Raw genomic sequence first — 20,518 nt, forward strand, 5'->3', positions numbered from 1 at the left:
TTTTGCGGGGGATGGTGCGAGGACGAGGGTGGGGGCCGCCCGCGGTGACGATCGCGGCCGGTGGTGCGGCGGCCGCCGCGCTGGGGAAGGTCGCGCCCGTCTCCGACGCGGTGCGCGGTGCGTTCGGGCTGTCGGCCACGTGGCTGGGGCTGGTCATTTCGACCATCACTTTCGTCGCCGCTCTCTTCGCGCTGCCCGTGGGGGAATGGCTGCGTCACCGGGCGGTGGGTGCCTGGGTGGCCGCCGGGCTGGCCGTGCTCGCGGTCGCCGGCGGGCTCATGGTCGCCGTGGCGCCGGGCGCCGGCGTGCTCGTCGGCCTCCGCGTCGCCGAAGGGGCGGGTTACCTGCTGGTGATGGTCGGCGGCCCGGTCGTGCTGATGTCCCAGGTGCCCGAGCGCCGGCTGGCGCCGGTGCTGGCCGTGTGGGGCGCGTGCGTCCCGGCCGGGCTCGCGTTGAGCGCGGTCGCGGGCGGTGTGCTCGGTTCGGCCTGGGGCTGGCGCGGCTGGTTCCTGCTGCTGGCCGCGGTCTGCGCGGTGCTGGCCGTCGTCGCCGGTGCCACCGCGGGCGCGAGCCGGACGCCGGCCCCGCCCGGCTCGCCGGGACGCCGGGTGACGGCCGGGCCGCTGCTGCTCGGGACCGGGTTCGCCCTGACCGCGCTGATCGGCGTCGCGGTTCTGTCGTTGTTCCCGCTCTACCTGGGGTCGAGGTTCGGGCTGCCGCCGGGCACGGCCGGAGCGCTCACTTCGGCCGTGGCCGTCGCGAGCGTGCCGGGCAGCCTGCTGGCCGGCGCCCTCCTGCGCCGCGGCGTCTCCCCGCAGGCGCTCGGCACGGCCGCCCTGTCCTGCCCGGTGTCCGCCGGCCTCGCCTTCGGCGGAGCGTTGCCGCCGGCCGCCACCGTCGTCATGGCGGTCCTGCTGCTGTTCGCGGCGGGGATCGGGGTGGGCGCCGCGTACGGCGCGCTGCCGTCCGTGGTGGCACGGCCGGACGCCCTGCCCGCCGCCAACGGCGTCCTCGTCCAGCTCGGGAGCGCCGGGACGCTGCTCGCGCCGCCCCTGTTCGCCGCCGTGACCGGCCTCGAGCGATGGGAGCGCGTCGCCTTTCTGGTGCTGCCCGCCGCCGTGGCCGGGCTGGCCCTGCTCATCCGCGCCACCGCGCGACGTCCCCGCGACGCCGGACACCCCGGGCACGCGGAAACCGAGGAGAAAGGGAACCGATGACCCTGCCCAGCCTGAAAGAGTTGTTCGCGGCTCCCGGCGAAGCCCGGGCGGACCTCATCCGGCGGACCCGCTGGCGTCCCGGCCCGCTGCCGGACCGGGGTTCGAGCTTCTTCATCCACCTCAGCGAGCTGTGCCCGGTCGCCTGCAAGCACTGCATGTACTCGTCCGACCTGGAACGCAAGTCCGAAAAGGACTCACTGAGCCCGGCGGAGCTGGAGGACGCGATCGCCTTCATCGACGAGACGGGGTCGGAAAAGCTCAACATCACCGGCGGCGGCGAGCCGTTCCTCAAGCTGCCCAGCATCCTCCGGCTCCTGGAAACCGTGCGGGTGCCGCGGATCGAGCTGGTCACCGCCGGGTACTGGGCGAAGACGCAGGCCGCGGCCGACCGGATGCTCGACCGCCTCGTCGGGGCACTGGCGAAGAACCCGCGGAAACCGGAGCTCATGCTGCGGCTGAGCCTCGACCGGTACCACCTGAACGCGCCGTACCCGGTGCTGATCGAGCACTACGGCAACATCGCCCGCGCCTGGGACCGGGGCGGCCACGACATGCTGCTCGGCTTCCGCGGCATCCAGCCGGACCTCGGGCACGTCGACCGCCTGCTCGCCGAGGAGGTCGGGGGCGAGCTGACCGAGGTCGACGCGTGGAACCTGCGGCTGAAGCTGCCGGGTGGTCGGTCGGCGCCACTGACGTTCAACGTGTTCCGGCTCAGCGGCAAGGCGGGCGAACTCGTCGAAGGCGCCGAGCTCAGCACACATTCGAAGACGATCCGGGAGTACTACGGGCCGTTCGAGAAGCGCCAGGGGCAGCTGGTCCTGGCGACGGCGGTCAACGACGCGATCCGCGGCAGCTACACCGACACCGGCGGGCTCGCGATCACCATGAACAGCGACGGCAGCTTCTGGATCTTCTGCGGCACGGCCCCGGACCGGCGGCTCATGCTCGGCGAGACGGACTTCGCGGGTGCCATCGAGCACTTCTTCGACGACCCCATCACGCGCTTGCTGGTCGACGACGGCGTGTGGGCGCTCGCGGACGTCGTGGCCGAGCTCGACCCGCTCTGCTGCACCGCCGCGGTGGCCAAGAACGACGTCGCCTCGCTGGTGGAGGACCTGCTGGCGGACCCGGCGGTCCGGCTCGCCGTGACGCTGGTCGCGCTGCACCGGCTGCTGGGCGAGGACCGGTTGAGCGTCGACGGCCTGCCGCCCGGGCACGAGATCCTGCTGCCGGAGGCGGACCTCGTCCGGTCCTGCCGCGGCGCGATCGCCGGGGAGGGGGCATGAGGGCCGGGGTCGTCGAGCTGCCCGACAGCGAGGGCCTGTACGCCGCGATCACCGTGGCGGACGTCCCGAAAGCCCTGCTGCGCAAGCGGATCGGCCGGCTGGGTCGCGGGCTGGCGCGCGCGGTCCGTGACGCGGGGAGACCCGGCGAACGCGTGCTCTGCGTCGTCGTGCTGCGGGGCGGGGCCCTGCTGTACCCGGCGTTCGCCGACGAGTTCGGCGACGCCGCGTTCTGCATGCTGGGCCTGCGCCGCGTCGGCGGCGACGTGGTCACCGAGTACCGCACCGAGATCCCGGGCGGGGCCTACGACCGCGTCGTCTACCTCGACTGCGTGGCCGCGACCGGGCGGACGATCTTCGCGGCGCGCCGGGCGATCGCGCCGATCTGCCACGCCGCCGAAGAGGTCGTGGCGGTGGTCTGCGCCGCCACGACCGCGACGCGGGCGCTGCGCGCGGCGGAGCTGGGGGTGATCGGCTTCAGCCTCGACGAGGCCGAGACGAGCGGGGTCGTCGCGCCCGACTTCGGGCGGCTCGACGCGGGCGAGGTGTTCGCCGACGGCGGCGACGGCCGCATGGGTCAGCCGCCGGCGATGGACGCCGCGGGACGGCGGCCGCATGGGTGAGCCGCCGTCGCTGGTCCTCGGCGGCGTGACCCTGCCGGACGGGCGCGTGGCCGACGTGGCCATCAGCGGCGACCGGATCAGCGCGGTCACCGAGCCGGCTGCCGCGGCGGCCGGTGCCCGGATCGAGCTGCGCGGTCACCTGCTGCTCCCGGCGCCGGCCGAGCCGCACGCCCACCTCGACAAGGTGCTCACCGCGGGACTGATCGAGAACGCCACCGGCGACCTCGAAGGCGCCGTCGAATCCTGGTACCGCTTCCGCGCGACGGCGCCGCACCGGGACATCGCGGACCGGGCGCTCCAGGCCTGCCTGCGGATGCTCGGGCACGGCTGCACCGCCGTGCGCACCCACCTGGACGTCGGCACCCGGACCGGCCTGCGCTTCCTGGACGCGGTGGTGGAAGCCCGGGAGTACCTGCGCGGGCGGCTGCACCTGGAGATCGCCGCTTTCGTCGACGTGCCTTCCTCGGGGCCGGCGGGCGCGGGCAACCTGGCGGTGCTGGCCGAGGCGATGGCACGCGGCGCCGACGTCGTCGGCGGGGCGCCGTACCGGGACCCCGACCCGTTGGCGTGCCAGGAAGAGCTGCTCGCCGTCGCCGCGCGGCACGGTGCGCCGGTGGACCTGCACACCGACGAGACGCTCGAGGAGTCCGTCTCGTGCCTCGGGGAGCTGGCTGCCCAGGTCACCCGTTCGGGATTCCCGCACCGGGTGACCGCGAGCCACTGCGTCAGCCTCGGCGTGCAGGAGCCGGCCCGGGTGCGGCGGATCGGCGCCGGGTTGGCGGCGGCGGGGATCGGCGTGGTCTGCTGTCCCGCGACCAACCTCTACCTGCAGGGCCGGGACCACCCGGTGGCGACGCCGCGCGGCCTGACCGCGCTGGCACCGCTGGCGGCGGCCGGGGTGACCGTAGCGGGCGGCGGGGACAACATCCAGGACCCGTTCAACCCGCTGGGCCGCGGCGACCCGCTCGACACCGCCATGCTGCTGGTCCTCGCGGGTCACCTGCCGGTCGAAGCGGCCTACGCGGCGGTCAGCGAGAAGGCCCGCTGGGTGCTGGGGCTGCCGGAGGTCCGGATAGCGCCGGGCTTCCCCGCCGAGCTGCTGGCCATCCCGGCGCGGGATCTGCGCGGCGCGGTCGCCGACCGCGACGGGCGGCGCATCACGATCCACTGTGGACGAATCGTCGCCGGCCCGCACCGCGGTGCCGGAACCGGCTGACCGGGTGCCCGGCCCGGGATCAGCCGTCGGCGACCCGGCGCAGCCACGCGGCCGTCGCGGCGGTCCGCGCCACCACGAGCGGCGGCCGCTTCCCGGTGGCCGCCGGGAACCCGGCGCCGTCCGCCGTGGCCGCGTACCCACCGGCTTCCTGGTGCAGCAGGACGCCGGCGGCGTGGTCCCAGACGTTCGTCCAGCCGAACACCGCCGCGTCGTACCGGCCGAGCGCCAGTTCGAGGTACACCACGCCGACCCCGCTGCACGGCACCACGCTCAGGCCCGCCCCGGCGAGCCGGGCGATCGCGGCGTCGTCCTCGGGGGTCCGGTACGCCGGATCGGTGACCACGACCCGGAGCGGGTCCCGATCGCCGCCCGGCACCCGCAGCGCCCGGCCGCCGGCCACCGCCCCGGCGCCCGCGCGCGCCATCGCGCTCAGGCCCAGCGCGGGGGCGCACAGCCACGCCCCGAGCACGCTTCCGCGCAGGGCCAGCGCCACCATGACGCAGAACCGCTCGTCGCCACGCACGAAGTTCGCCGTCCCGTCGAGCGGATCGGCGATCCACACCGGCCGGTCACCAGTCAGCAGCTCCAGCTGCCCACTGTCCGCGGCGACGCCCTCTTCCCCGACGAAGACCGACCCCGCGACGAGGCCGCAGAGCTCTTCGGCCAGCCGCCGCTCCGCTGCCACGTCCGCGGCCGTGACGAGATCACCCGCGGACTTCTCCCAGACGTCCGCCGCACGCAGCCGGCGAAACCGGCTCAGCACCTCCTGCCGCGCGACGTCGGCCACCACCGCCGCGACCGCACCGAACCGCACCGGCGAGTCCATGGCACCAACCTAGCCCGGCCGGGCCCGGAGGCGGGAGAGCTTCCCACTGGTCGCACGGCGCCGAGCGCCTGCTCGGAGAAGCGGAACTTCGATCCGCGTCCCCGAGCCCGGCGTGCGGGCGTCGCGTTCGACCAGGCACGTAGGGGTTCGCGGGGCGACCGTCCACGGCCGCAGGGCGTCGAGTGCACGTCGGGCGGCGGGTTCCGCCGTCGGCAACGCCGGTGCCCACTCAGCTCGTCCACAGTGGACTTACTTGCGAGGTGCCGGGCAACGCCGCCGTCACCTCGTCGATCAGCTCGGCCAGCTCCCGGGGCCGGGCCAGGAAGGGGGAGTGGCCGCCGGGCAGGTGCCGCACCACAGCCGCCATCCGCTCGGTGACGGCCCGCTCGATGAACATCTCCGGCATGCTCCGGTCGTCGTCGCACACGATCAGCGCCGACGGGATCGTCCGCCACGAGGCCCGGGTCAGCTCCTCGGTGAACGCCTTCGCGCTCTGGGCGCGCAGCAGTCCCACGGCCTTGCGTGCCCAGTCGGCGGGCACGTCGTGGTAGTAGGCCTCGAGCGGTTCGGCGCCCGGCGCGAACTCCGCGTCCGCCGGGAACCACGGCCCGCCCAGCGGCGCGACCAGGGATTCGCCCTCCTTCAGCAGGTGCGCCGCGAGGTAGATGATCCGTTCGGTGTTCGGGCCCGCGCCTTCGGTCGCCGGGAGGCCGCCGTAGGAGTGCGCGAGCACGGTCACCGGGCCGTCGATCGCCGCCAGGTGCTCCCGCACCGCGCGGGCGTCGTCGTGCATGCCGGTTTCCGGCTCGCCCCACGTGCTCGGCAGGTCCACGGCGGACACCGCCCAGCCGCGGCTCTCCAGCTCGGGTACGAGCAGTTCCCAGCACCACGGTCCGTGCCACGCTCCGTGCACGAGCACCAGGTTCCGTCTTCCGCCGGTCATGTTTCCTTCTTCCTGTCAGGCAGCCGGATGGGGTGTTATTCGAAGGGGCAGCCGGGGTTGGGGACGTCCACGGCGAGCGGCTGCCCCACCGGGCTCCGGTAGAGCACCTCGAGCACGACCGGCGTCGTGCCCAGGTTGCGTCCGATGTGGACGTACCCGGCGCCGCTCTCCTCGGAGATGAGCTGACCGGCGTGGTAGATGCCATCGCCGGCGCAACTCGCGTCGTTGTGGCTCAGCACACCTTGTTTGACGTACCCGGTGACCTGGCCGGGGTGGTAGTGCCAGCCGGTACTGCCGCCCGGCGCGAGGGTGATCTCCTTCAGGACGTAGTCCGTGTCACCGACGACGTGGTCGAAGAGCGTGACGGCCGAGACGCCCCGCCCCGGGGTCGCGTCCGCCGTGCCTGGCGGGACGGCCAGCGCCAGTCCGGCGGCAGCGAGCACGGCACCTGCTGTTTTCCCGATCATGCGGCCGAAGCTAGGGCACCGTTGTGCACAGCGGATATACGCGCGATCGATGGCGTCGATCACGCGTATAGACCGCGGCGGCACCATCGGACCCATGTCGGAGACGATTTCCGGGGAGACCCGCGCACTGGCCCTGCCCACCCTGCTGCGGGGCACGATCGAAGCCGCTCGGGACGACGCCGAACGACGCGGCGACCTGCCGGACCACCTCGTGGCGGAACTCCGCGCGTCGGGTGCCTTCAGCCTGCTCACCCCCGCCGAGTACGGCGGGCTGGAAGTCCCGGTCACCACCGCGCTGACCGTGTACGAGGGGTTGGCCCGGATCGACCCCGCAACCGCGTGGGTCGTGTGGAACGCGAACTTCGGCTTCACCGCCGCGATGCTGAGCGAGGCGGGCGCCGCCAGGATCTGGACCGGCGGCGGGGAACCGGTGCTGGCCAACGCCGGCCAGCCGGGCAGCGCCGTCGCGGTGGACGGCGGCTTCCGGCTCTCCGGCCGGTGGCGCATCGTCAGCGGGATCGAGCACGCCGAGTGGTTCGTGCCGCTCGGCGTCGTGCTGGACGGCGAACAGCCCGCGATGACCGAGGCGGGCAAGCCGGACGTGCGCCTGTTCCACGTTTCGCGGGACCAGCTGAAGATCGAGCGCACCTGGAACGTCGACGGCCTGCGCGCGACCGGCAGCCACGGTGTCCTCGTGGAGGACGCGTTCGTCCCGGCCGACCTGACCGCGAACATCGACGCCCCGCTGCGCCTCGATCGCGCGCTCTACCGGCTCAACCCGGTCCTGCTGGTCTTCGCCGGCTGCACCGCCGTCGCGCTGGGCACGGTCGGGCAGGCGATCGACGAGCTGGTCGCGCTCGCGCCCGGCAAGCCGACGGCGTTCGGCGGCCTGCTCGCCGAACAGCCCCGCGTCCAGGAGCTGCTGGCCCGCCACGAGACCGCGGTGCGCGCCGCCCGGCTGTTCCTGTTCGACGTGACCCGGCGGATCGACGACACCGCCCGGCGCGGCGAGCCTGCCACCCTCGACCTGCACGCCGACCTGCACTCGGCCATGGCCCACGCCGCCGCCGTCGGCCGGGAGGCCCTCGTCGCGATGTACCAGCTGGGCAGCTCCACCTCGCTCTACCTCGGCAACCCGCTCGAGCGGCTGCACCGGGACGGGATGGCCGCGTTGCAGCACGTCAACCAGGCCCCGGAGTTCTTCGGCGGTGCGGGACGCGTGCGGCTGGGCCTGGAACCCGGCCTGCCGCTGTTCTGACGGTCCGCTGCCCGAATGGCCTCGGACCTCGGCTTCCTCGCCCGATCAGACCAGGGCCGCGCTGATCCGCGCGTGCATCCGCCGCAGCCCGGGGCCCGGCTCCAGGCCGAGCTCCTCGTCGAGCAGCCGGGCGATCCGCCGGTAGGCCGCCAGCGCCTCGTCCCGGCGGCCTTCGCTGTCCAGCGCCCACATCAGCAGCTCCCACCACCGCTCGCGGTAGGGCTCAGCGGTGGTGGCCCGCGTCAGCTCGGTGATCGCCCGCGCGCAGTCGCCCCGGCCGATGTCGAGTGCCCAGCGCTCCTCCACGGCCGACGCCCGCAGCTGCTCCAGCCACGTGCGGCGGCCCTCGAAGAACGGGCCGCCGAGGCCGTCGAGCGCCGGCCCGCGCCACAACGCCAGCGCTTCGCGCAGCAACCGGGCCGCCTCGGCGGCCTCGCCGCGGTCACGGGCGTCGCGCGCGTCGGCCGCGGTCCTGCGGAACGTCGTCACGTCGACCGCGGCCGGGTCGACGAGCAGCCGGTACCCGCGGCCCGCGGACCGGAGCTCCGCCTCGGCGGCCACCTCGGCCAGCAGCCGGCGCAGCCGCGAAACGTAGGTGCGCGCGGTGACGACCGCGCTGCGCGGCGCCGCCGGCCCCCACAGCGCGCCCACGATGTCGTCGAGCGTGACCTGCCGTCCCTCGGCGAGCAGCAAGAGGGCGAGTACCCCGCGCTGCTGCGGGGAGCCCACGTCCAGCCGGCGACCGTCGTGCCACACCCCGATCGGGCCCAGCACCCCGAACCTCGCCCCGGCCATGTGCTTCTCCCGTCCTTTCGCGACGCACGAGATGGTGAAGCCGACACTGTGCCAGAGCCGCTGAGCCGAAGGCGGTGACGTACGGGCACAGCGTCATCCGACGCTCGCGAGGGCCGTCCCGGCCGGCCTACTTTCCGGCTGTGCGCGTGGTCTCGGCCCCATGCCGGTTCACCATCCTCGGACCGCCCGGCCTCCGCCGCGGCGACGCCGAGCTGGACCTGGGCGCGCCGCAACAGCAGGCCGTGCTGACGCAGCTGGTGTCCCGCAGTGGCAGTTTCGTCCGGATCGGCGAGCTCGTCGACGGCCTGTGGGGCGACCGGGCCCCGGCCACCGGCGAAGCCGTCATCCGCACGTACATCTCGCGCCTCCGGCGCGTGCTTTCCGAGCACGGTCTCGGCTCGGCGATCCGCTCGCAGTCGGGCGGCTATCTGCTCGACCCGGCGCTGTTCGCGCTCGACGCGAGCGAATTCACGCGGCTGGCCGAGACCGCCCGGCGGGAACGCGCGCGCGGAGACATCCCGGGCGCGGCCGCGCACCTGCGGGAGGCGCTCGGCCTGTGGACGGGCACCGCGCTGGCCGGGGTACCGGGCGAAGCGGCCGAGCGGGAACGCTCCCGCCTGGAACGGCTCAAGCTCATCGCCACCCAGGACCTGCTGCGGCTGCGCCTGGAGCTGGGCGAGCACGCGGAGGTGGTGGCCGAGGTGCCGCTGCTCATCCAGCTGAACCGGCTGGAAGAGCCGCTCTACGAGATCCAGCTGCTGGCCCTCTGCCGCAGCGGCCGCCGCGCCGAGGCGCTGGAGGTCTACCGGATGGTCCACGACCTGCTCGGCAAGGAGCTGGGCGTCGGCCCGGGACCGCGGCTGCGGGCCATCCACGAGAAGATCCTGCGGGCCGGCTCCGAAGCCGAGGACGAGATCGTGCCCGCCGCGGCCCCGCGGGCCGTGGTGCCGGCGACGGGGAAGCCGCCGGGCCGTCCGGCCGGCGCGGCGCTGGACCGCAACGCCGGATCCCGGTTCGTCGGCCGGGACGCCGAACGCGCGGCTTTCGCGGCCATGCTCGGCCGCGAGCGCGGCGACGGTCTCGAGGTGTTCTTCCTGTGCGGCAACGCCGGCGTCGGCAAGTCGACCCTGCTGCGCCGGTACGCCGAGGACGCCGCGGCCGCCGGCCGGACGGTGTGGCACCTGCGCGACCTCACGACCGCGGAGCTGCGCGAGCGGCTGGGCCGGCTCGCCGGCGAGCTCGCGGGAACGTCCGCCGGTCCGGTCGTGCTCGTCGACTCCTTCGAGCGGCACAGTGAACTCGAGCCGTGGCTGCGCGACGTCCACCTCCGCACGCTGCCCGCCGGCTCGATCGTCGTGATGGCGAGCCGGCGCGGGCCCAGCGTCACGTGGCTCACCGACCCGGCGTGGTCCGGTTCGATCGTGGTGCGGCAGCTGGAAGCGCTCAGTGCCGCGGAATCCACGGCCCTGGTCGAGGCGCGCGACGTCGACCCCCGGCTCATTCCGTCCATTGTGGACTTCGCGGCGGGCAACCCGTTCGCGCTGTCCCTGGCCGCCGAGGTCGGCCGGAGCATGTCGGCGACCGGACAGCCGTCGCGCCGCGAAGCCGTGCGGTTCGTGGTCGACACCGTGGTCGACACCCTGATCGGTGCTGTCCCCGCACCACAGCACCGGTGGGCGCTGCACGTGTGCGCGCACGCCCGGTACACCACCGAAGACCTGCTGCGCGTCGCCGTGCCGGACGGGAACGCCGCGGAACTGTTCGACTGGCTGCGGGGGCAGCCCTACGTCGAAACGCCCGGGCACGGCCTCGACATCAACGGGGTGCTCCGGGAGGCGCTGGAGGCGCACCTGCGCTGGCGGGACCCGGTCGGGTACGAGCGGATGCACCGGCGGATCCGGGGTTACGTGATGAACGAGCTGCTGCGCGACTCGACCGATCCGCGGGCGAGCGCGGCGGTCCTGCGGACGATCGGCCACCTGCGGCGCCGGGGTGGTGTGACGAACCGCTACGTGTCGGCGACCGGGGAGCCGGACGTGCGGCTCACCCGGGCCACCCCCGAGAGCCACGACGAGCTCGTCGCACTGGCGCGCGAGACCTCCGGCGAATTCACGGCTTCGTCGGTCCGGTTCTGGCTGAACCGCCGTCCCGGAGCCTTTTCCGTTCTGCGCTGCGCCACCGGCAACCGGGTGCGCGCCTTCATGAGCTGGCTCACCCTGCGCCGGCCGGAACCGGAGGAGCTGGCCGCCGACCCGGTCATCGCGGACATCTGGACCGACGTCGGACGTCAGAACCCGCCGCCCGGCGCGCACTTCGCGGTCGCGCGGCACCTGATCTGCCCCGCCCTCGAGACCCAGCCGAACCCCATCACCGACGTGTTCCTGGCGCGGATGATGCGGGGTTGGCTCCACGAGCCGGAGCTGGCGGCGTCCTACCTGGTGATCTCGAACCGGCAGCTGTGGGCGCCGCTGATGGACTACCTGGACCACTACGAGCTGCCCGGCGCCGGACCGAGCTACCCGTACGCGATCTTCGGGCACGACTGGGTCGCCGACCCGCCCTCGGCCTGGCAGGACCACCACCTGGACGACGAGCTCTGGGCACCGCGGCGGCCGGAGCTGTTCCGCCGGGAAGGACGCTGAGCAGGCAGGTCACGCACCGCGTTCCCGGTCGGCGGCCGCGGTGACGATCGCCTTCGCCAGTTCCACCGAGGAGAAGGGGTTCTGCCCGGTGTAGAGGTTGCGGTCGATCACGACGTGGGACGACCACGGGGCGGCCGCGACGAAGTCCGCTCCGAGGGCGCGGAGGCGGTCTTCGACCAGCCACGGGGCCTTGCCGGCGAAACCGTTCGCGGCTTCTTCGGCGTTGGTGAACGAGGTCATGCGGTAGCCCGCGAAGGGCCACGAGCCGTCCGGTCGTTCGGCTGCGAGCAGGGCGGCGGGTGCGTGGCAGAGGACACCGAGGATCTTGCCGGCGTCGAGGGTGGAGGTCAGGAGCTGCCCGGTGGCGGGGGAGACGGCGAGGTCTTCCATGGGGCCGTGTCCGCCGGGGACGAACACGAGGTCGTAGTCCGCCGGGTTCACTTCTTCCAGCCGGGCGGGGTGGCCGAGTTCGGTCCGGATGCCGTCGAGGTACTCGCCGAGCCGGTGGGCGCGCTGCTCGTCGCCGCCGTTGCCCGCCGCGGACAGGCTGGTGCGGTCCACCGTGGGCGCTACGCCGCCCGGGGTGGCGATCGTGATCGTGAAGCCCGCTTCGCGGAAGATCCGGTGCGGCTCCGCCAGTTCCTCCGCCCAGGCTTCGAGATCCGCGGCAGGACCTCCGCGAGAAGCGGCCTCCACGCCGCGTTCCGGACGGTCGGGAAGCAGGACACGGCAACCCGGAACGCCGAAGTCGACATCATGGAGCACCCGGGCCGGACACCGCGGAACTTCAACTTCAGCCTGCACAAGTGGTCCGATCCGGCGGTCCCGGAGGTCAACAACTCGATCGGTACCAGCTTCGACCTGGCCGGGGGATGCACAGCCGTGGACCCCGGCGACCCGAGGCCGAAGGAGTTCGTGGTGGACTACTTCCGGGCCTACCGCAAGGCTTAGCCGGCGGGCTCGCAGAAGATCTACCTGACCGGCGGGCTTCCTCCGGACTGAGCGTTTCTGAAATTTTCACAATTGGCCGGCGTGGAAAGGTCGTGAAACAAAACCTGTTTCTTGACAATTCCGCTCGATTCCGTGACGGTGGCTCCATCCCCCGACGAAAGGGCCTCGTGTCATGCGACGACACTTCCGGCCGCGGCGCCGTCGACCCTGCACGCTGTTGCTCGTCGCCGCCGCGGTGGCCGCCGTCGCGGGGACGCACCCGGCCGCGGCGGCTCCGCGGTCCGTGGCGCCGGGGCCTGCCGCGCAGGTCGACGGCGTCGCCGCGGGCAACGCCGCGATCGGGTCGGTCGACCTGGCCGGGACGTGGAGCTTCACCCCGGCGGGCCGGGCCACGACGTCGATCACCGTGCCCGGTGGGGGCTGGTACAAGCAGGGCTTCACCGACGTGCACGAGGCGGTGTACTCCCGCAGCGTGACCGTGCCGGACTCGGGACAGCCGCAGTCGGTGTGGATCGAGTTCGGTGCCGTCAACCACCAGGCGACGCTGTCCGTGGACGGGCGGGTGGTCGCCACCCGGACCACGGCCTTCACCCCGTCGAACTTCGACATCACCGCGTACGCCGCCCCCGGCACCACGCACACGATCAGCGTGGCGGTGAAGGGCCGCGGCGCCTTGCGGAACAGCGCGGGCAAGTACCTGGTTCCGGTGGCCGCGGACTGGTCGGAGTCCGTGCCGCAGGGCATCTTCCGCTCGGCTTTCCTGCGGACGTACCCGGCGGTGTACGTCAGCGACACGTTCGTGCGCACGTCGGTGGCGAACCAGACCCTCACCTACGACGTGTCCGTGACCAACACCTCCGCCGCCGCGCGGTCGGTGACCCTCACCGGGGCGCTCGCCCCGGACGGCGGCGGCTCGTTCGCCTACCCGGCGCTGCCGAGCCGCACGGTCAGCGTGCCCGCCCGCTCGACGGCGAAGGTGACCGTCGGCCCGGTCGCGTGGAACCTCGGGACGGCCTCGTACTGGTGGCCGAACGTCCCGTACCGCCCGGGGTACCGGGCCCAGCTGCACCGGCTGTCGGTGCACGCGGCCACCGACGACGGGCGCACCAGCGACGCCGCGTACCGGTTCGGGTTCCGCGAGAGCCGGCAGAACGGCGAGTACTTCGAGCTCAACGGCGTGCGCCTGAACTACCGCGGCGACAACCTCCAGGGCGCCGACTACGACCGCGTCGACCACGGCGGGAAGGGCGACGCCTACGACACGCTGCCCGGGTTTCTCCCGCCGTCACCGGGAAATCCCGGCTGGCCCCAGGCGGTCGACAACTACCAGCGGCTGAACTTCAACGTCGTGCGGATCCACCAGGAACCGGCCAGTCCGTACATGCTGGACGTCGCCGGCGAGCTGGGCCTGATGATCATCGACGAGAGCGGGGTCCGCGGCGGTCCGGAGGACTTCGTCGGCGGCCACGACAACATGGTCGACCACGTCCGGGCGTTGACGCTGCGGGACCGCAACCACCCCTCGGTCGTCCGCTGGAGCCAGGCGAACGAACCGAGCTTCAGCAACGACTCCGAGCAGTTCGAGCAGGACCTCTACGCGGCGGTGAACGGCGCCGACGGCACCCGCCCGATCAGCGTGGACGCCGCGCCCGGCGCCGACTCGCCGAGCCGGTACCCGAACATGAACTACCCCAACTTCGCCATTTTCGCGCACTACCTGGACGGCACCGGGCAGTACGGCGAGCGGGTGCCGTCCGTGCCCGGCCGGCCCGACGGCGAGGGCGAGTACATCTGGCCGAAGTGCAACACGAAGCAGGGGTTCGAGTGGTTCGCCACGGCGACGGCCGCCAAGCGCGGCAAGGGCGCCAACGACCTGCGTCCCTACACGCTGCTGTCCGCATGGGCGAGCGTCATCCCGGGGGTGCGGACGACGGACTTCACGCCCGAAGAAGGCGGCCACCCGGTCTACGGCGCGGACAACCTGGCCGACCCGTGGAGCAACCCGCAGTTCCAGCGGGTGCAGGCGGCGTTCAACCCGGTCGCCGCGATCGACCTGCCCTACTGGTCGGCGTCCGGCGTCTCGGATGCCAACGGCAGCTTCCCCCTGCCGCAGGCGGTACCGAGCTACGCCGCCAACGCCACGGTGAACCGGACCGTCACCGTCTTCAACGACGACCTCGCCGGCACCGCCGTGGACTTCGCCTGGACCGCCCGCCTCGACAGCCCCACCGGCCCGGCGATCGCCTCCGGTGGCGCGGCGCTGTCGATCCCGCTGGGCTCACGGGTGTCCCAGCCGGTGTCGTTCACCGCCCCGGCCACCGGCTCGCGGGTGTACCTCGTGCTGTCGACCGCCAAGGCGGGCACGCCGACGTTCACCGACACGGTCGAGTACTTCACCCTGGGCGGCTCGAACACCGGCCCGGCACCGGGCACGTACCGCATCGTCAACCGCAACAGCGGCAAACCCCTGGCGATCGCCGGCAATTCTCCCGCGGACGGCGCCAAGGCGGTCCAGCAGACGGGGAACGCGACCTGGACGGTCGGCACCGCCCAGGGCGGGGCGTACACCCTGCGCTACACCGCGAGCGGGAAAGCCCTGGACGTCAACGGCTCGTCCACCACCGAAGGACTGCAGCTGCAGCAGTGGACGCCCCACGGCGGAACCAACCAGCAGTGGTACCTGCGCCCGACCGGCGACGGCTACTACGCGATCGTCAGCACCGGCAGCGGCCTGGTGGCCGACGTGTACGGCCAATCAACCAGCGACGGCGCGCAGGTCGTCCAGTGGTCGGCCAACAACGGACCCAACCAGCAATGGCAGCTGACACCGGCGTGAGCCCACGGCGCCGGGACTGTGCTGGGTCCGTATTTCTCGTGACAACCGTCGGCGGTGAAGCACGGCAGGAACAGGCCAAGGGTCGTCGCGGCCGGGGACCGGTTGCTACCCATAGTGCATGCACCGCAAACCGCCGTCCGCGTCGCCGACGTCCAGCTTCGAGCACCCGTCCGTACCGTCCAAGCCCGTCGCCAAGGCTGTCCTCGCGTCCGTGGGAGTCCTCGGGCTGCTGACCGGCTGCGACGGCGGTGCGCAGCCGGGCGTTTCCGCGCCTGCACCGTCGTCCTCCCCGGCGGCGTCCGCCCCGGCTGCCGCCGATGGCAGTGACTACTCGGCCTGCGCCGACGGCACCTGCGAGGTGCGGGTGAGTGGCCCGGTGGACATCCCGCTCACCGGACAGGGTGGGCTGCGCCGGATCTCCGTCGCCGCCGTCACCGCGAACGGCATCGACTTCACCACCGATGGCGGCGGCACCGGCAACGTGACGCGCGGGTGCGTGATCACCCTGTACGAGCACGGAAGCGGATCTCGCTGCAGCAGCGGCGAACCGGAGCGGCCGCGACCGGTGGACGGCGTGCTCGCCCTGCAGGTCGCCGATCTGCGCGACGGCGCCGCGATCCTCCGGCTCGTCTCCGGCAAGGTCGGTCCGCCGCCCGCCTCGCTGCGCCCACCCACCTGGTCCTGGTGAAGGAGAGTTCACGTGATCGAGAATCCGCACGTCGACCGCGACAAATGGACCCGCCGCCGCGATGCGCGCCGCGCCCACCCCACCCCGCTGGCCGCCGCCGCGCCGGACCGGCCCGCCAATCTGCGCCGGGCTTTCGTGGTCTGGATGGTGATCGGGGTGGTGACCGTGCCGCTGATCATCGGAATCATCATCGTGTTCGCGGCGTTCAACCTCCGCGCCGGCTACCGAGGCGCCCGCGTCATGCTGACCGTGATCGGGGCGGGAAGCCCCGTTTCGGTCCCCGTCATCCTCGGCGCGATGATCTGGTCCGGGAATTTCGACGCCATCGCCCTCATCCCGCTGGGCTTCACCTCGGCGGTGTTCGCGGCCGTGTTCCTGATGTGGCGCCCGGATGTCACCGCCTGGTTCCGGGCGCAGCGTCAGGCTTCGAGCAGATAGCCGATCGTCGGGACCGTGCGGACCGGCTGGGGCTCGCCGAGCTTGCGGCGCAGGTTGCGGATCGCCACTTCGAGCGCGTTCGACGCCGGCGGGTCCGGCCACGCGCAGGCGATCAGTTCCTTGCGGGACACCGGTTTCCCCGCCTCGGACATCAGCCGTTCCAGCAGGTCGAACTCGGTGCGTGTCAGGCTCAGCAGCACCCCGCCGCGGCGGACCTCGCGGCGTCCGGTGTCGAGTTCGAGGTCTGCGCAGCGCCGGACCACCGGCTGCGGCAGCGCGCTGCGGCGGCACAGGCTCCGGACCCTGGCCACCATCTCCTCGGCCAGGAACGGCTTTTCGAGGTAGTCGTCGCCGCCTCGGCTCAGCCCGGCCACCCGCTGGGCCGGGTCGCCCAGCGCGGTCAGGAACAGCACCGGGACGGCCCAGCCCTCCCGCCGTTTCCGCTCGACGTACCCGAGCGCGTCGCCACCCGGCAGCATGCGGTCGAAGACCGCGCAGTCGTAGGTGTTGACCCACAGCAGCTCGTCGGCGACCGGCAGGTCGCCTGCCGGGTCGACGGCGAACCCCGCGCCGCGCAGCGACGTCGTGATCGCCAGCCGCAGGTCGGGGTCGTCCTCGGTGACCAAGATCCGCACCCCGCCACTAAACCAGCCTCAGCTCGCGCGTTCCAGCAGCCAGCCCCGATCGGCCGCCTTCACCCCCGCCTGGAAGCGGCTGCGGGCGCCGAGCTGGTTCATCAGGTCCGACACCATCCGGCGGACCGTGCGCACCGAAAGGTCCAGCCGCGCCGCGGCCGTGTCGTCCGTGCAGCCCTCCGAAAGCAGCGTCAGCAGTTCCCGCTGGCGCGCGGTCAGCCCGGCCTCGTTCGCGGGTTCGGCGGACAGGAACGGGGTCGCGCCGGACCAGAGGCGTTCGAACAGTTCGACGACGGTCGTGACGACGGCGGGCAGGTGCACGGCGGTGACCCCGGAAGCCGGACGGCGGGCCGGCAGCACGGCGACCGCGTGGTCGACCACCAGCGCGCTCGAGGGCACCTGCGCGACGGTCCGCACCACGGCCCCCGCGCGCACCAGCGCGGCCAGCCGCGTGGCCACCGTCGGGTCCAGCCTCGCCCGGTCCGGCATGAGGACCCGGTACCGCACGCCGCGGCGCAGGTTGTCGAGATCGATCCGGCGCAGCGGCGCGATCGGGTCGGGCGCACCGGGCGCGAGGACGGTCATCACGACGACCTCCGTGGTGGCCGAGGCCAGCAGCCCTGCGGCCCCGCCGGCGCGGTCGGCGGCCAGCACGACGGCGGGGCGTTCGGTCAGCACCTGGTTCATGCCGGCACCCCCCGCAGCGCGAGAGCCGGGGTTTCCGGCATGGTGACGCCGATCCGGTCGGCGAGCCGCACGGCGGTCTGGACCGCACGCACCGCCCCGACGAGGAGATCCTGGATCTGCGCGATGTCGGCGTCCGACGGCGGCCCGCCGAGAAGCACCGTGCGGTGCGCGCTCGCCAGTGCCGTCCCGGGTTCGACGCCGAGTTCCGCCCGCAGCACCGCTCGGGCGCGGGCGAAGACGTCGAGCGCTTCGGCACGGCGGCCGCCGTGGTGCAGCGCCAGGACCAGCCGGGCCCACGCGTCCTCCCGCAGCGGGTCCTCCTCGGCCAGCGTCCGCGCGAGGACGACGGCTTCGTCGTGCCGTCCGGCGGCCGCGTAGACGTCGGCCAGCCGGCCGCGGACGCGGGCGTGCAGCTGGCCGGCGGCCGCGACGGCCGGGACCGCCCAGTCGTGCTCGATGCCCCCGTAGGGACGGCCGCGCCACAGCCGCAGCGCGCCGGTCAGCCGCTCCGCCGCGGCCGCGGTGTCCCCGGCACGCACGGCCCGCTCGGCGGCGTCGAGCGCCAGCCGGGCCAGGTCGAGGTCCAGTTCCCCGGGCTCGACCCGGATGCGGTAGGCGCCCGCGGCGCTCTCGATCCGCGCCCCCACCGCGGGCGGCGGCAGGTCACGGCGCAGCCGCCAGACGTAGGTCTTCAGGTTGCGTTCCGCCGACGGCGGCACGTCCTGTTCCTGCCACAACATCGTGATCAGCTGGTCTACGCTCACCCACGCGTTAGCGTGGACGAGCAGTGCCGAGAGGAGGGCGGCGGGCTTGCCGGCACCCACCCTGACCTCGGCCCCGCCCGGCCTGCGCACCTCGAGCGGCCCGAGCACTCCGAACGACACTGGACACCTCCCTTTGATCGACTGCACTCACGATGCCGGACCGGTGATGAGGATTTGATGACATGAGCGGAGCGAGGGGCCGGGTGCTCGTCGTCGAGGACGAGGAGGACATCCGGGTGGCCGTGACGGCCGAGCTGCGGGGTGCCGGCTTCACGGTCGACGCGGTGGGCACGCTCGCCGACGCGGCGAAGGCGCTCGACGCGGCCGAGCACGCCTGTGCCGTCTTCGACCGCATCCTGCCGGACGGCGACGCGCTCGGGTTCGTCGACGCGCTGCGCCGCCGCGGCCGGGCGGTGCCGGTGCTCTTCCTGACCGCGCGCGACGCGGGCGCGGACCGGGTTGCCGGGTTCGCGCACGGCGGCGACGACTACGTGACCAAGCCGTTCGTGCTGGCCGAGCTGCTGGCCCGGGTGACCAACCTGTGCCGCCGGGGCGGCGTGCGGCCGCCGGTGCTGCGCCACGCCGACCTCGAGGTCGACTGCGCGCGCCGGGAGGTCCGCCGCGGCGGCGTCCTGCTGTCGCTGAGCACCCTGGAGTTCGCGATCCTGGAGCACCTGGCCTCCCGGCCGGGGCTGGCGGTGACCCGCACCGAGCTGATCGAGCACTGCTGGGAAGCCGAGCCGCTGGCGAACGTGGTGGACGCGGTCGTCAAGCGGCTGCGGGGCAAGCTCGGCGAGCCGGAACTGGTGCACACGGTCCGCGGCGTGGGGTACCGGCTGTCGTGAGCGACTCGTCCGCCGGCCAGCTGCGCCGCCTGCGCCGCCTGCTCACGCTCCTGTTCACCGTGATGAACGCCGCCGGCCTGATCCTGTTCGCCTGGCTGGTGATCAAGGCCGACGCCGACCGGGGCACCCAGCGCCTCGACAGCGAGGTGCAGCTGGTCGTCACCGGGGTCAACCGGCTGCTCGGCTACTCGGGCGGCTCGCTCGTCACCGCGTTCATCGGCCAGGACCCGCTCAACGACAAGTGCCCGCAGTTCGCCGTGCTCCCGGGCGGCACGCCCGCGTTCGCCGGCTACTACAGCAAACGCCGGTGCGTGAGTGTCGACGACGCGTTCCTCGACGGGCTCGCGACGCAGGCGGTCCGGGCCGCGCGCCCGCTGGCGGGGTACACGCGCACGCCGGACGGGCAGTCCCTCTACTTCGCGGTGGACCCGATCCGCAACAGCGAGCGGCAGTACGTCGGCGCGGTCGTGGCGGTGACTCCCACCGCGGCCGAGGAGGCCCGGCACGACCGGTACACGCTGCTCGTCGTCGGCGCGTGCGTGCTGCTGGTGGCCGCGGTCGGCGGCATCGGCTACCTGCTCGCCGGCCGGGCCACCCGGCCCGCGGTGACCGCGCTGGAACAGCAGCGGTCCCTGCTCAACGGCGTTTCCCAGCTGCTCGACGGCGTGGTCCACGACCTGAAGACCCCGGTCGCGCGCCTGCGCGCGCTGGCCGACGCGGCCCAGCGGAACCCCGAAGCGCAGGCGGAGCTGCTGCCGCGGACCATCCGGCTCGCCGGGATGATGGGCGACATCATCGACCTGTGGCCCAGCCGGGCGCGGGTGACGGCGGGGGTGGAGGAGCTGACCCTCGCGCCGCTGATGCTCGACCAGCTCGTCGAGACGCTGGCCGAGGACATCCCGACCGACGGCGCCCGCGTTTCGGTGACCTCGGTCCCGACCCGCGTCGACGGCGACGCCACCCTGCTGCGCCGGGCGATCGGCAACCTGATCGGCAACGCCCTCAACCACGGCAGGCACGGCGGCGAGGACGCCGACGTCCAGGTCACCGTGCTCGACGGCCGGGTGATCGTCGCCGACCGCGGCCCGGGCATCGACCCGGAAGAGGCGCCCAAGCTGTTCGAGCCGCACTACAGCGGCGGCGGGTCGACCGGCATCGGGCTGGCGGTGGTGAAGTGGGTGGCCGAGGTCCACGGGGGCACGGTCCGGGTCTACAACCGGGACGAAGGCGGCGCGATCTTCGAGCTGAGCCTGCCGACCGGCCGGTGAGGCGGCGCGAGCGCCCCAATGAGGTTTTCTCAGTAGCGTCCGTGGTGTTCGTGGTGGGTGAGGACGAGGGCGGCTTGGACGATGTGGCCGATGCGGTGGGGGCAGAGGCTGATGTGGCGGAGTGCTCGCCAGCGGG

At 73.5% G+C, this 20,518-nt stretch carries 20 protein-coding genes; 12 read left to right on the forward strand and 8 right to left on the reverse strand.

Annotation, left to right across the window (positions count from 1 at the left end; all coding sequences use genetic code 11):
• The first annotated feature begins 44 nt into the window (after positions 1-44).
• Genes I4Q55_RS41725 through I4Q55_RS41740 form a run of 4 tightly spaced genes read left to right on the forward strand, consistent with a single transcriptional unit; the run spans position 45 to position 4,339 of the window.
• Positions 45-1,217, forward strand: a complete 1,173-nt coding sequence (locus I4Q55_RS41725; protein ID WP_206796091.1) for an MFS transporter — start codon at positions 45-47, stop codon at positions 1,215-1,217.
• Entirely contained in the window at positions 1,214-2,503 is a 1,290-nt protein-coding gene (locus I4Q55_RS41730) for a radical SAM protein (protein ID WP_206796092.1), read from the forward strand. The genes I4Q55_RS41725 and I4Q55_RS41730 overlap by 4 nt, the downstream gene beginning before the upstream one ends.
• Positions 2,500-3,123, forward strand: a complete 624-nt coding sequence (locus I4Q55_RS41735) for a phosphoribosyltransferase (RefSeq protein ID WP_206796093.1) — start codon at positions 2,500-2,502, stop codon at positions 3,121-3,123. Before I4Q55_RS41730 ends, I4Q55_RS41735 begins: the two co-directional genes overlap by 4 nt.
• Entirely contained in the window at positions 3,116-4,339 is a 1,224-nt protein-coding gene (locus I4Q55_RS41740; RefSeq protein WP_206796094.1) for an amidohydrolase family protein, read from the forward strand. Before I4Q55_RS41735 ends, I4Q55_RS41740 begins: the two co-directional genes overlap by 8 nt.
• A 19-nt stretch (positions 4,340-4,358) precedes the next feature.
• Here the strand turns inward: I4Q55_RS41740 and I4Q55_RS41745 are convergent, their stop codons facing one another.
• The 3 genes from I4Q55_RS41745 to I4Q55_RS41755 form a co-directional block, all read right to left on the reverse strand.
• The gene (locus tag I4Q55_RS41745; RefSeq protein WP_206796095.1) at positions 4,359-5,165 is read right to left on the reverse strand and encodes an inositol monophosphatase family protein; all 807 of its coding nucleotides are present in this window, start codon (positions 5,163-5,165) and stop codon (positions 4,359-4,361) included.
• Positions 5,166-5,394: 229 nt separating this feature from the next.
• Positions 5,395-6,108, reverse strand: coding sequence for an alpha/beta hydrolase (locus I4Q55_RS41750; protein ID WP_206796096.1), 714 nt, complete (start codon positions 6,106-6,108; stop codon positions 5,395-5,397).
• Positions 6,109-6,143: 35 nt separating this feature from the next.
• Positions 6,144-6,575, reverse strand: a complete 432-nt coding sequence (locus I4Q55_RS41755; RefSeq protein WP_206796097.1) for a cupin domain-containing protein — start codon at positions 6,573-6,575, stop codon at positions 6,144-6,146.
• A 94-nt stretch (positions 6,576-6,669) separates the two neighbouring features.
• On the opposite strand from I4Q55_RS41755, the gene I4Q55_RS41760 reads away from it, so the two are divergent.
• The gene (locus I4Q55_RS41760) at positions 6,670-7,833 is read left to right on the forward strand and encodes an acyl-CoA dehydrogenase family protein (protein ID WP_206796098.1); all 1,164 of its coding nucleotides are present in this window, start codon (positions 6,670-6,672) and stop codon (positions 7,831-7,833) included.
• Positions 7,834-7,878: 45 nt separating this feature from the next.
• On the opposite strand, the gene I4Q55_RS41765 is transcribed toward I4Q55_RS41760, so the two are convergent.
• On the reverse strand, positions 7,879-8,628 hold the full coding sequence (locus I4Q55_RS41765) for an AfsR/SARP family transcriptional regulator (protein WP_206796099.1): 750 nt from the start codon (positions 8,626-8,628) through the stop codon (positions 7,879-7,881).
• Between the two features lie 140 nt (positions 8,629-8,768).
• On the opposite strand from I4Q55_RS41765, the gene I4Q55_RS41770 reads away from it, so the two are divergent.
• Positions 8,769-11,270: a BTAD domain-containing putative transcriptional regulator gene (locus I4Q55_RS41770; protein WP_206796100.1), complete on the forward strand. Its 2,502-nt coding sequence runs from the start codon at positions 8,769-8,771 to the stop codon at positions 11,268-11,270.
• 9 nt (positions 11,271-11,279) lie between these two features.
• Here I4Q55_RS41770 and I4Q55_RS41775 read toward each other — a convergent pair whose 3' ends face one another.
• Positions 11,280-11,966: a type 1 glutamine amidotransferase domain-containing protein gene (locus I4Q55_RS41775; protein ID WP_307793453.1), complete on the reverse strand. Its 687-nt coding sequence runs from the start codon at positions 11,964-11,966 to the stop codon at positions 11,280-11,282.
• A 60-nt stretch (positions 11,967-12,026) separates the two neighbouring features.
• On the opposite strand from I4Q55_RS41775, the gene I4Q55_RS41780 reads away from it, so the two are divergent.
• From I4Q55_RS41780 to I4Q55_RS41795, 4 genes are all read left to right on the forward strand, one after another.
• Entirely contained in the window at positions 12,027-12,221 is a 195-nt protein-coding gene (locus tag I4Q55_RS41780) for a hypothetical protein (protein WP_206796101.1), read from the forward strand.
• 172 nt (positions 12,222-12,393) lie between these two features.
• On the forward strand, positions 12,394-15,057 hold the full coding sequence (locus I4Q55_RS41785; protein ID WP_206796102.1) for an RICIN domain-containing protein: 2,664 nt from the start codon (positions 12,394-12,396) through the stop codon (positions 15,055-15,057).
• Between the two features lie 118 nt (positions 15,058-15,175).
• Positions 15,176-15,745 (forward strand): hypothetical protein, encoded by a 570-nt coding sequence (locus tag I4Q55_RS41790; RefSeq protein WP_206796103.1) that lies wholly within the window; start codon positions 15,176-15,178, stop codon positions 15,743-15,745.
• Between the two features lie 12 nt (positions 15,746-15,757).
• Complete coding sequence (locus I4Q55_RS41795) at positions 15,758-16,183, forward strand: hypothetical protein (protein ID WP_206796104.1); 426 nt, start codon at positions 15,758-15,760, stop codon at positions 16,181-16,183.
• Here the strand turns inward: I4Q55_RS41795 and I4Q55_RS41800 are convergent.
• The 3 genes from I4Q55_RS41800 to I4Q55_RS41810 are packed head-to-tail and all read right to left on the reverse strand — an operon-like array spanning position 16,165 to position 18,389.
• On the reverse strand, positions 16,165-16,818 hold the full coding sequence (locus I4Q55_RS41800) for a response regulator transcription factor (protein WP_206796105.1): 654 nt from the start codon (positions 16,816-16,818) through the stop codon (positions 16,165-16,167). The genes I4Q55_RS41795 and I4Q55_RS41800 overlap by 19 nt on opposite strands.
• Positions 16,819-16,836: 18 nt before the next feature.
• Entirely contained in the window at positions 16,837-17,505 is a 669-nt protein-coding gene (locus tag I4Q55_RS41805) for a LuxR C-terminal-related transcriptional regulator (RefSeq protein WP_206796107.1), read from the reverse strand.
• Entirely contained in the window at positions 17,502-18,389 is an 888-nt protein-coding gene (locus tag I4Q55_RS41810) for a BTAD domain-containing putative transcriptional regulator (RefSeq protein WP_206796109.1), read from the reverse strand. Before I4Q55_RS41810 ends, I4Q55_RS41805 begins: the two co-directional genes overlap by 4 nt.
• Positions 18,390-18,451: 62 nt before the next feature.
• On the opposite strand from I4Q55_RS41810, the gene I4Q55_RS41815 reads away from it, so the two are divergent.
• Together I4Q55_RS41815 and I4Q55_RS41820 are read left to right on the forward strand one after the other, a co-directional pair.
• Complete coding sequence (locus I4Q55_RS41815) at positions 18,452-19,114, forward strand: response regulator transcription factor (RefSeq protein ID WP_206796110.1); 663 nt, start codon at positions 18,452-18,454, stop codon at positions 19,112-19,114.
• On the forward strand, positions 19,111-20,382 hold the full coding sequence (locus I4Q55_RS41820; protein ID WP_307793454.1) for a HAMP domain-containing sensor histidine kinase: 1,272 nt from the start codon (positions 19,111-19,113) through the stop codon (positions 20,380-20,382). Before I4Q55_RS41815 ends, I4Q55_RS41820 begins: the two co-directional genes overlap by 4 nt.
• The last annotated feature ends 136 nt before the right edge of the window (positions 20,383-20,518 follow it).

Source organism: Amycolatopsis sp. MtRt-6 (assembly GCF_017308975.1).
In the GTDB taxonomy this organism is placed as follows: Bacteria; Actinomycetota; Actinomycetes; order Mycobacteriales; family Pseudonocardiaceae; genus Amycolatopsis.

Excerpts from the sequence above, each read along its gene's own strand:
- I4Q55_RS41750 (WP_206796096.1), bottom strand. The coding sequence starts at position 6,108 with ATGACCGGCGGAAGACGGAACCTGGTGCTCGTGCACGGAGCGTGGCAC.
- I4Q55_RS41765 (WP_206796099.1), bottom strand. The coding sequence starts at position 8,628 with ATGGCCGGGGCGAGGTTCGGGGTGCTGGGCCCGATCGGGGTGTGGCAC.
- I4Q55_RS41755 (WP_206796097.1), bottom strand. The coding sequence starts at position 6,575 with ATGATCGGGAAAACAGCAGGTGCCGTGCTCGCTGCCGCCGGACTGGCG.
- I4Q55_RS41735 (WP_206796093.1), top strand. The coding sequence starts at position 2,500 with ATGAGGGCCGGGGTCGTCGAGCTGCCCGACAGCGAGGGCCTGTACGCC.
- I4Q55_RS41745 (WP_206796095.1), bottom strand. The coding sequence starts at position 5,165 with ATGGACTCGCCGGTGCGGTTCGGTGCGGTCGCGGCGGTGGTGGCCGAC.
- I4Q55_RS41740 (WP_206796094.1), top strand. The coding sequence starts at position 3,116 with ATGGGTGAGCCGCCGTCGCTGGTCCTCGGCGGCGTGACCCTGCCGGAC.
- I4Q55_RS41780 (WP_206796101.1), top strand. The coding sequence starts at position 12,027 with ATGGAGCACCCGGGCCGGACACCGCGGAACTTCAACTTCAGCCTGCAC.
- I4Q55_RS41760 (WP_206796098.1), top strand. The coding sequence starts at position 6,670 with ATGTCGGAGACGATTTCCGGGGAGACCCGCGCACTGGCCCTGCCCACC.
- I4Q55_RS41815 (WP_206796110.1), top strand. The coding sequence starts at position 18,452 with ATGAGCGGAGCGAGGGGCCGGGTGCTCGTCGTCGAGGACGAGGAGGAC.
- I4Q55_RS41785 (WP_206796102.1), top strand. The coding sequence starts at position 12,394 with ATGCGACGACACTTCCGGCCGCGGCGCCGTCGACCCTGCACGCTGTTG.
- I4Q55_RS41730 (WP_206796092.1), top strand. The coding sequence starts at position 1,214 with ATGACCCTGCCCAGCCTGAAAGAGTTGTTCGCGGCTCCCGGCGAAGCC.
- I4Q55_RS41790 (WP_206796103.1), top strand. The coding sequence starts at position 15,176 with ATGCACCGCAAACCGCCGTCCGCGTCGCCGACGTCCAGCTTCGAGCAC.
- I4Q55_RS41805 (WP_206796107.1), bottom strand. The coding sequence starts at position 17,505 with ATGAACCAGGTGCTGACCGAACGCCCCGCCGTCGTGCTGGCCGCCGAC.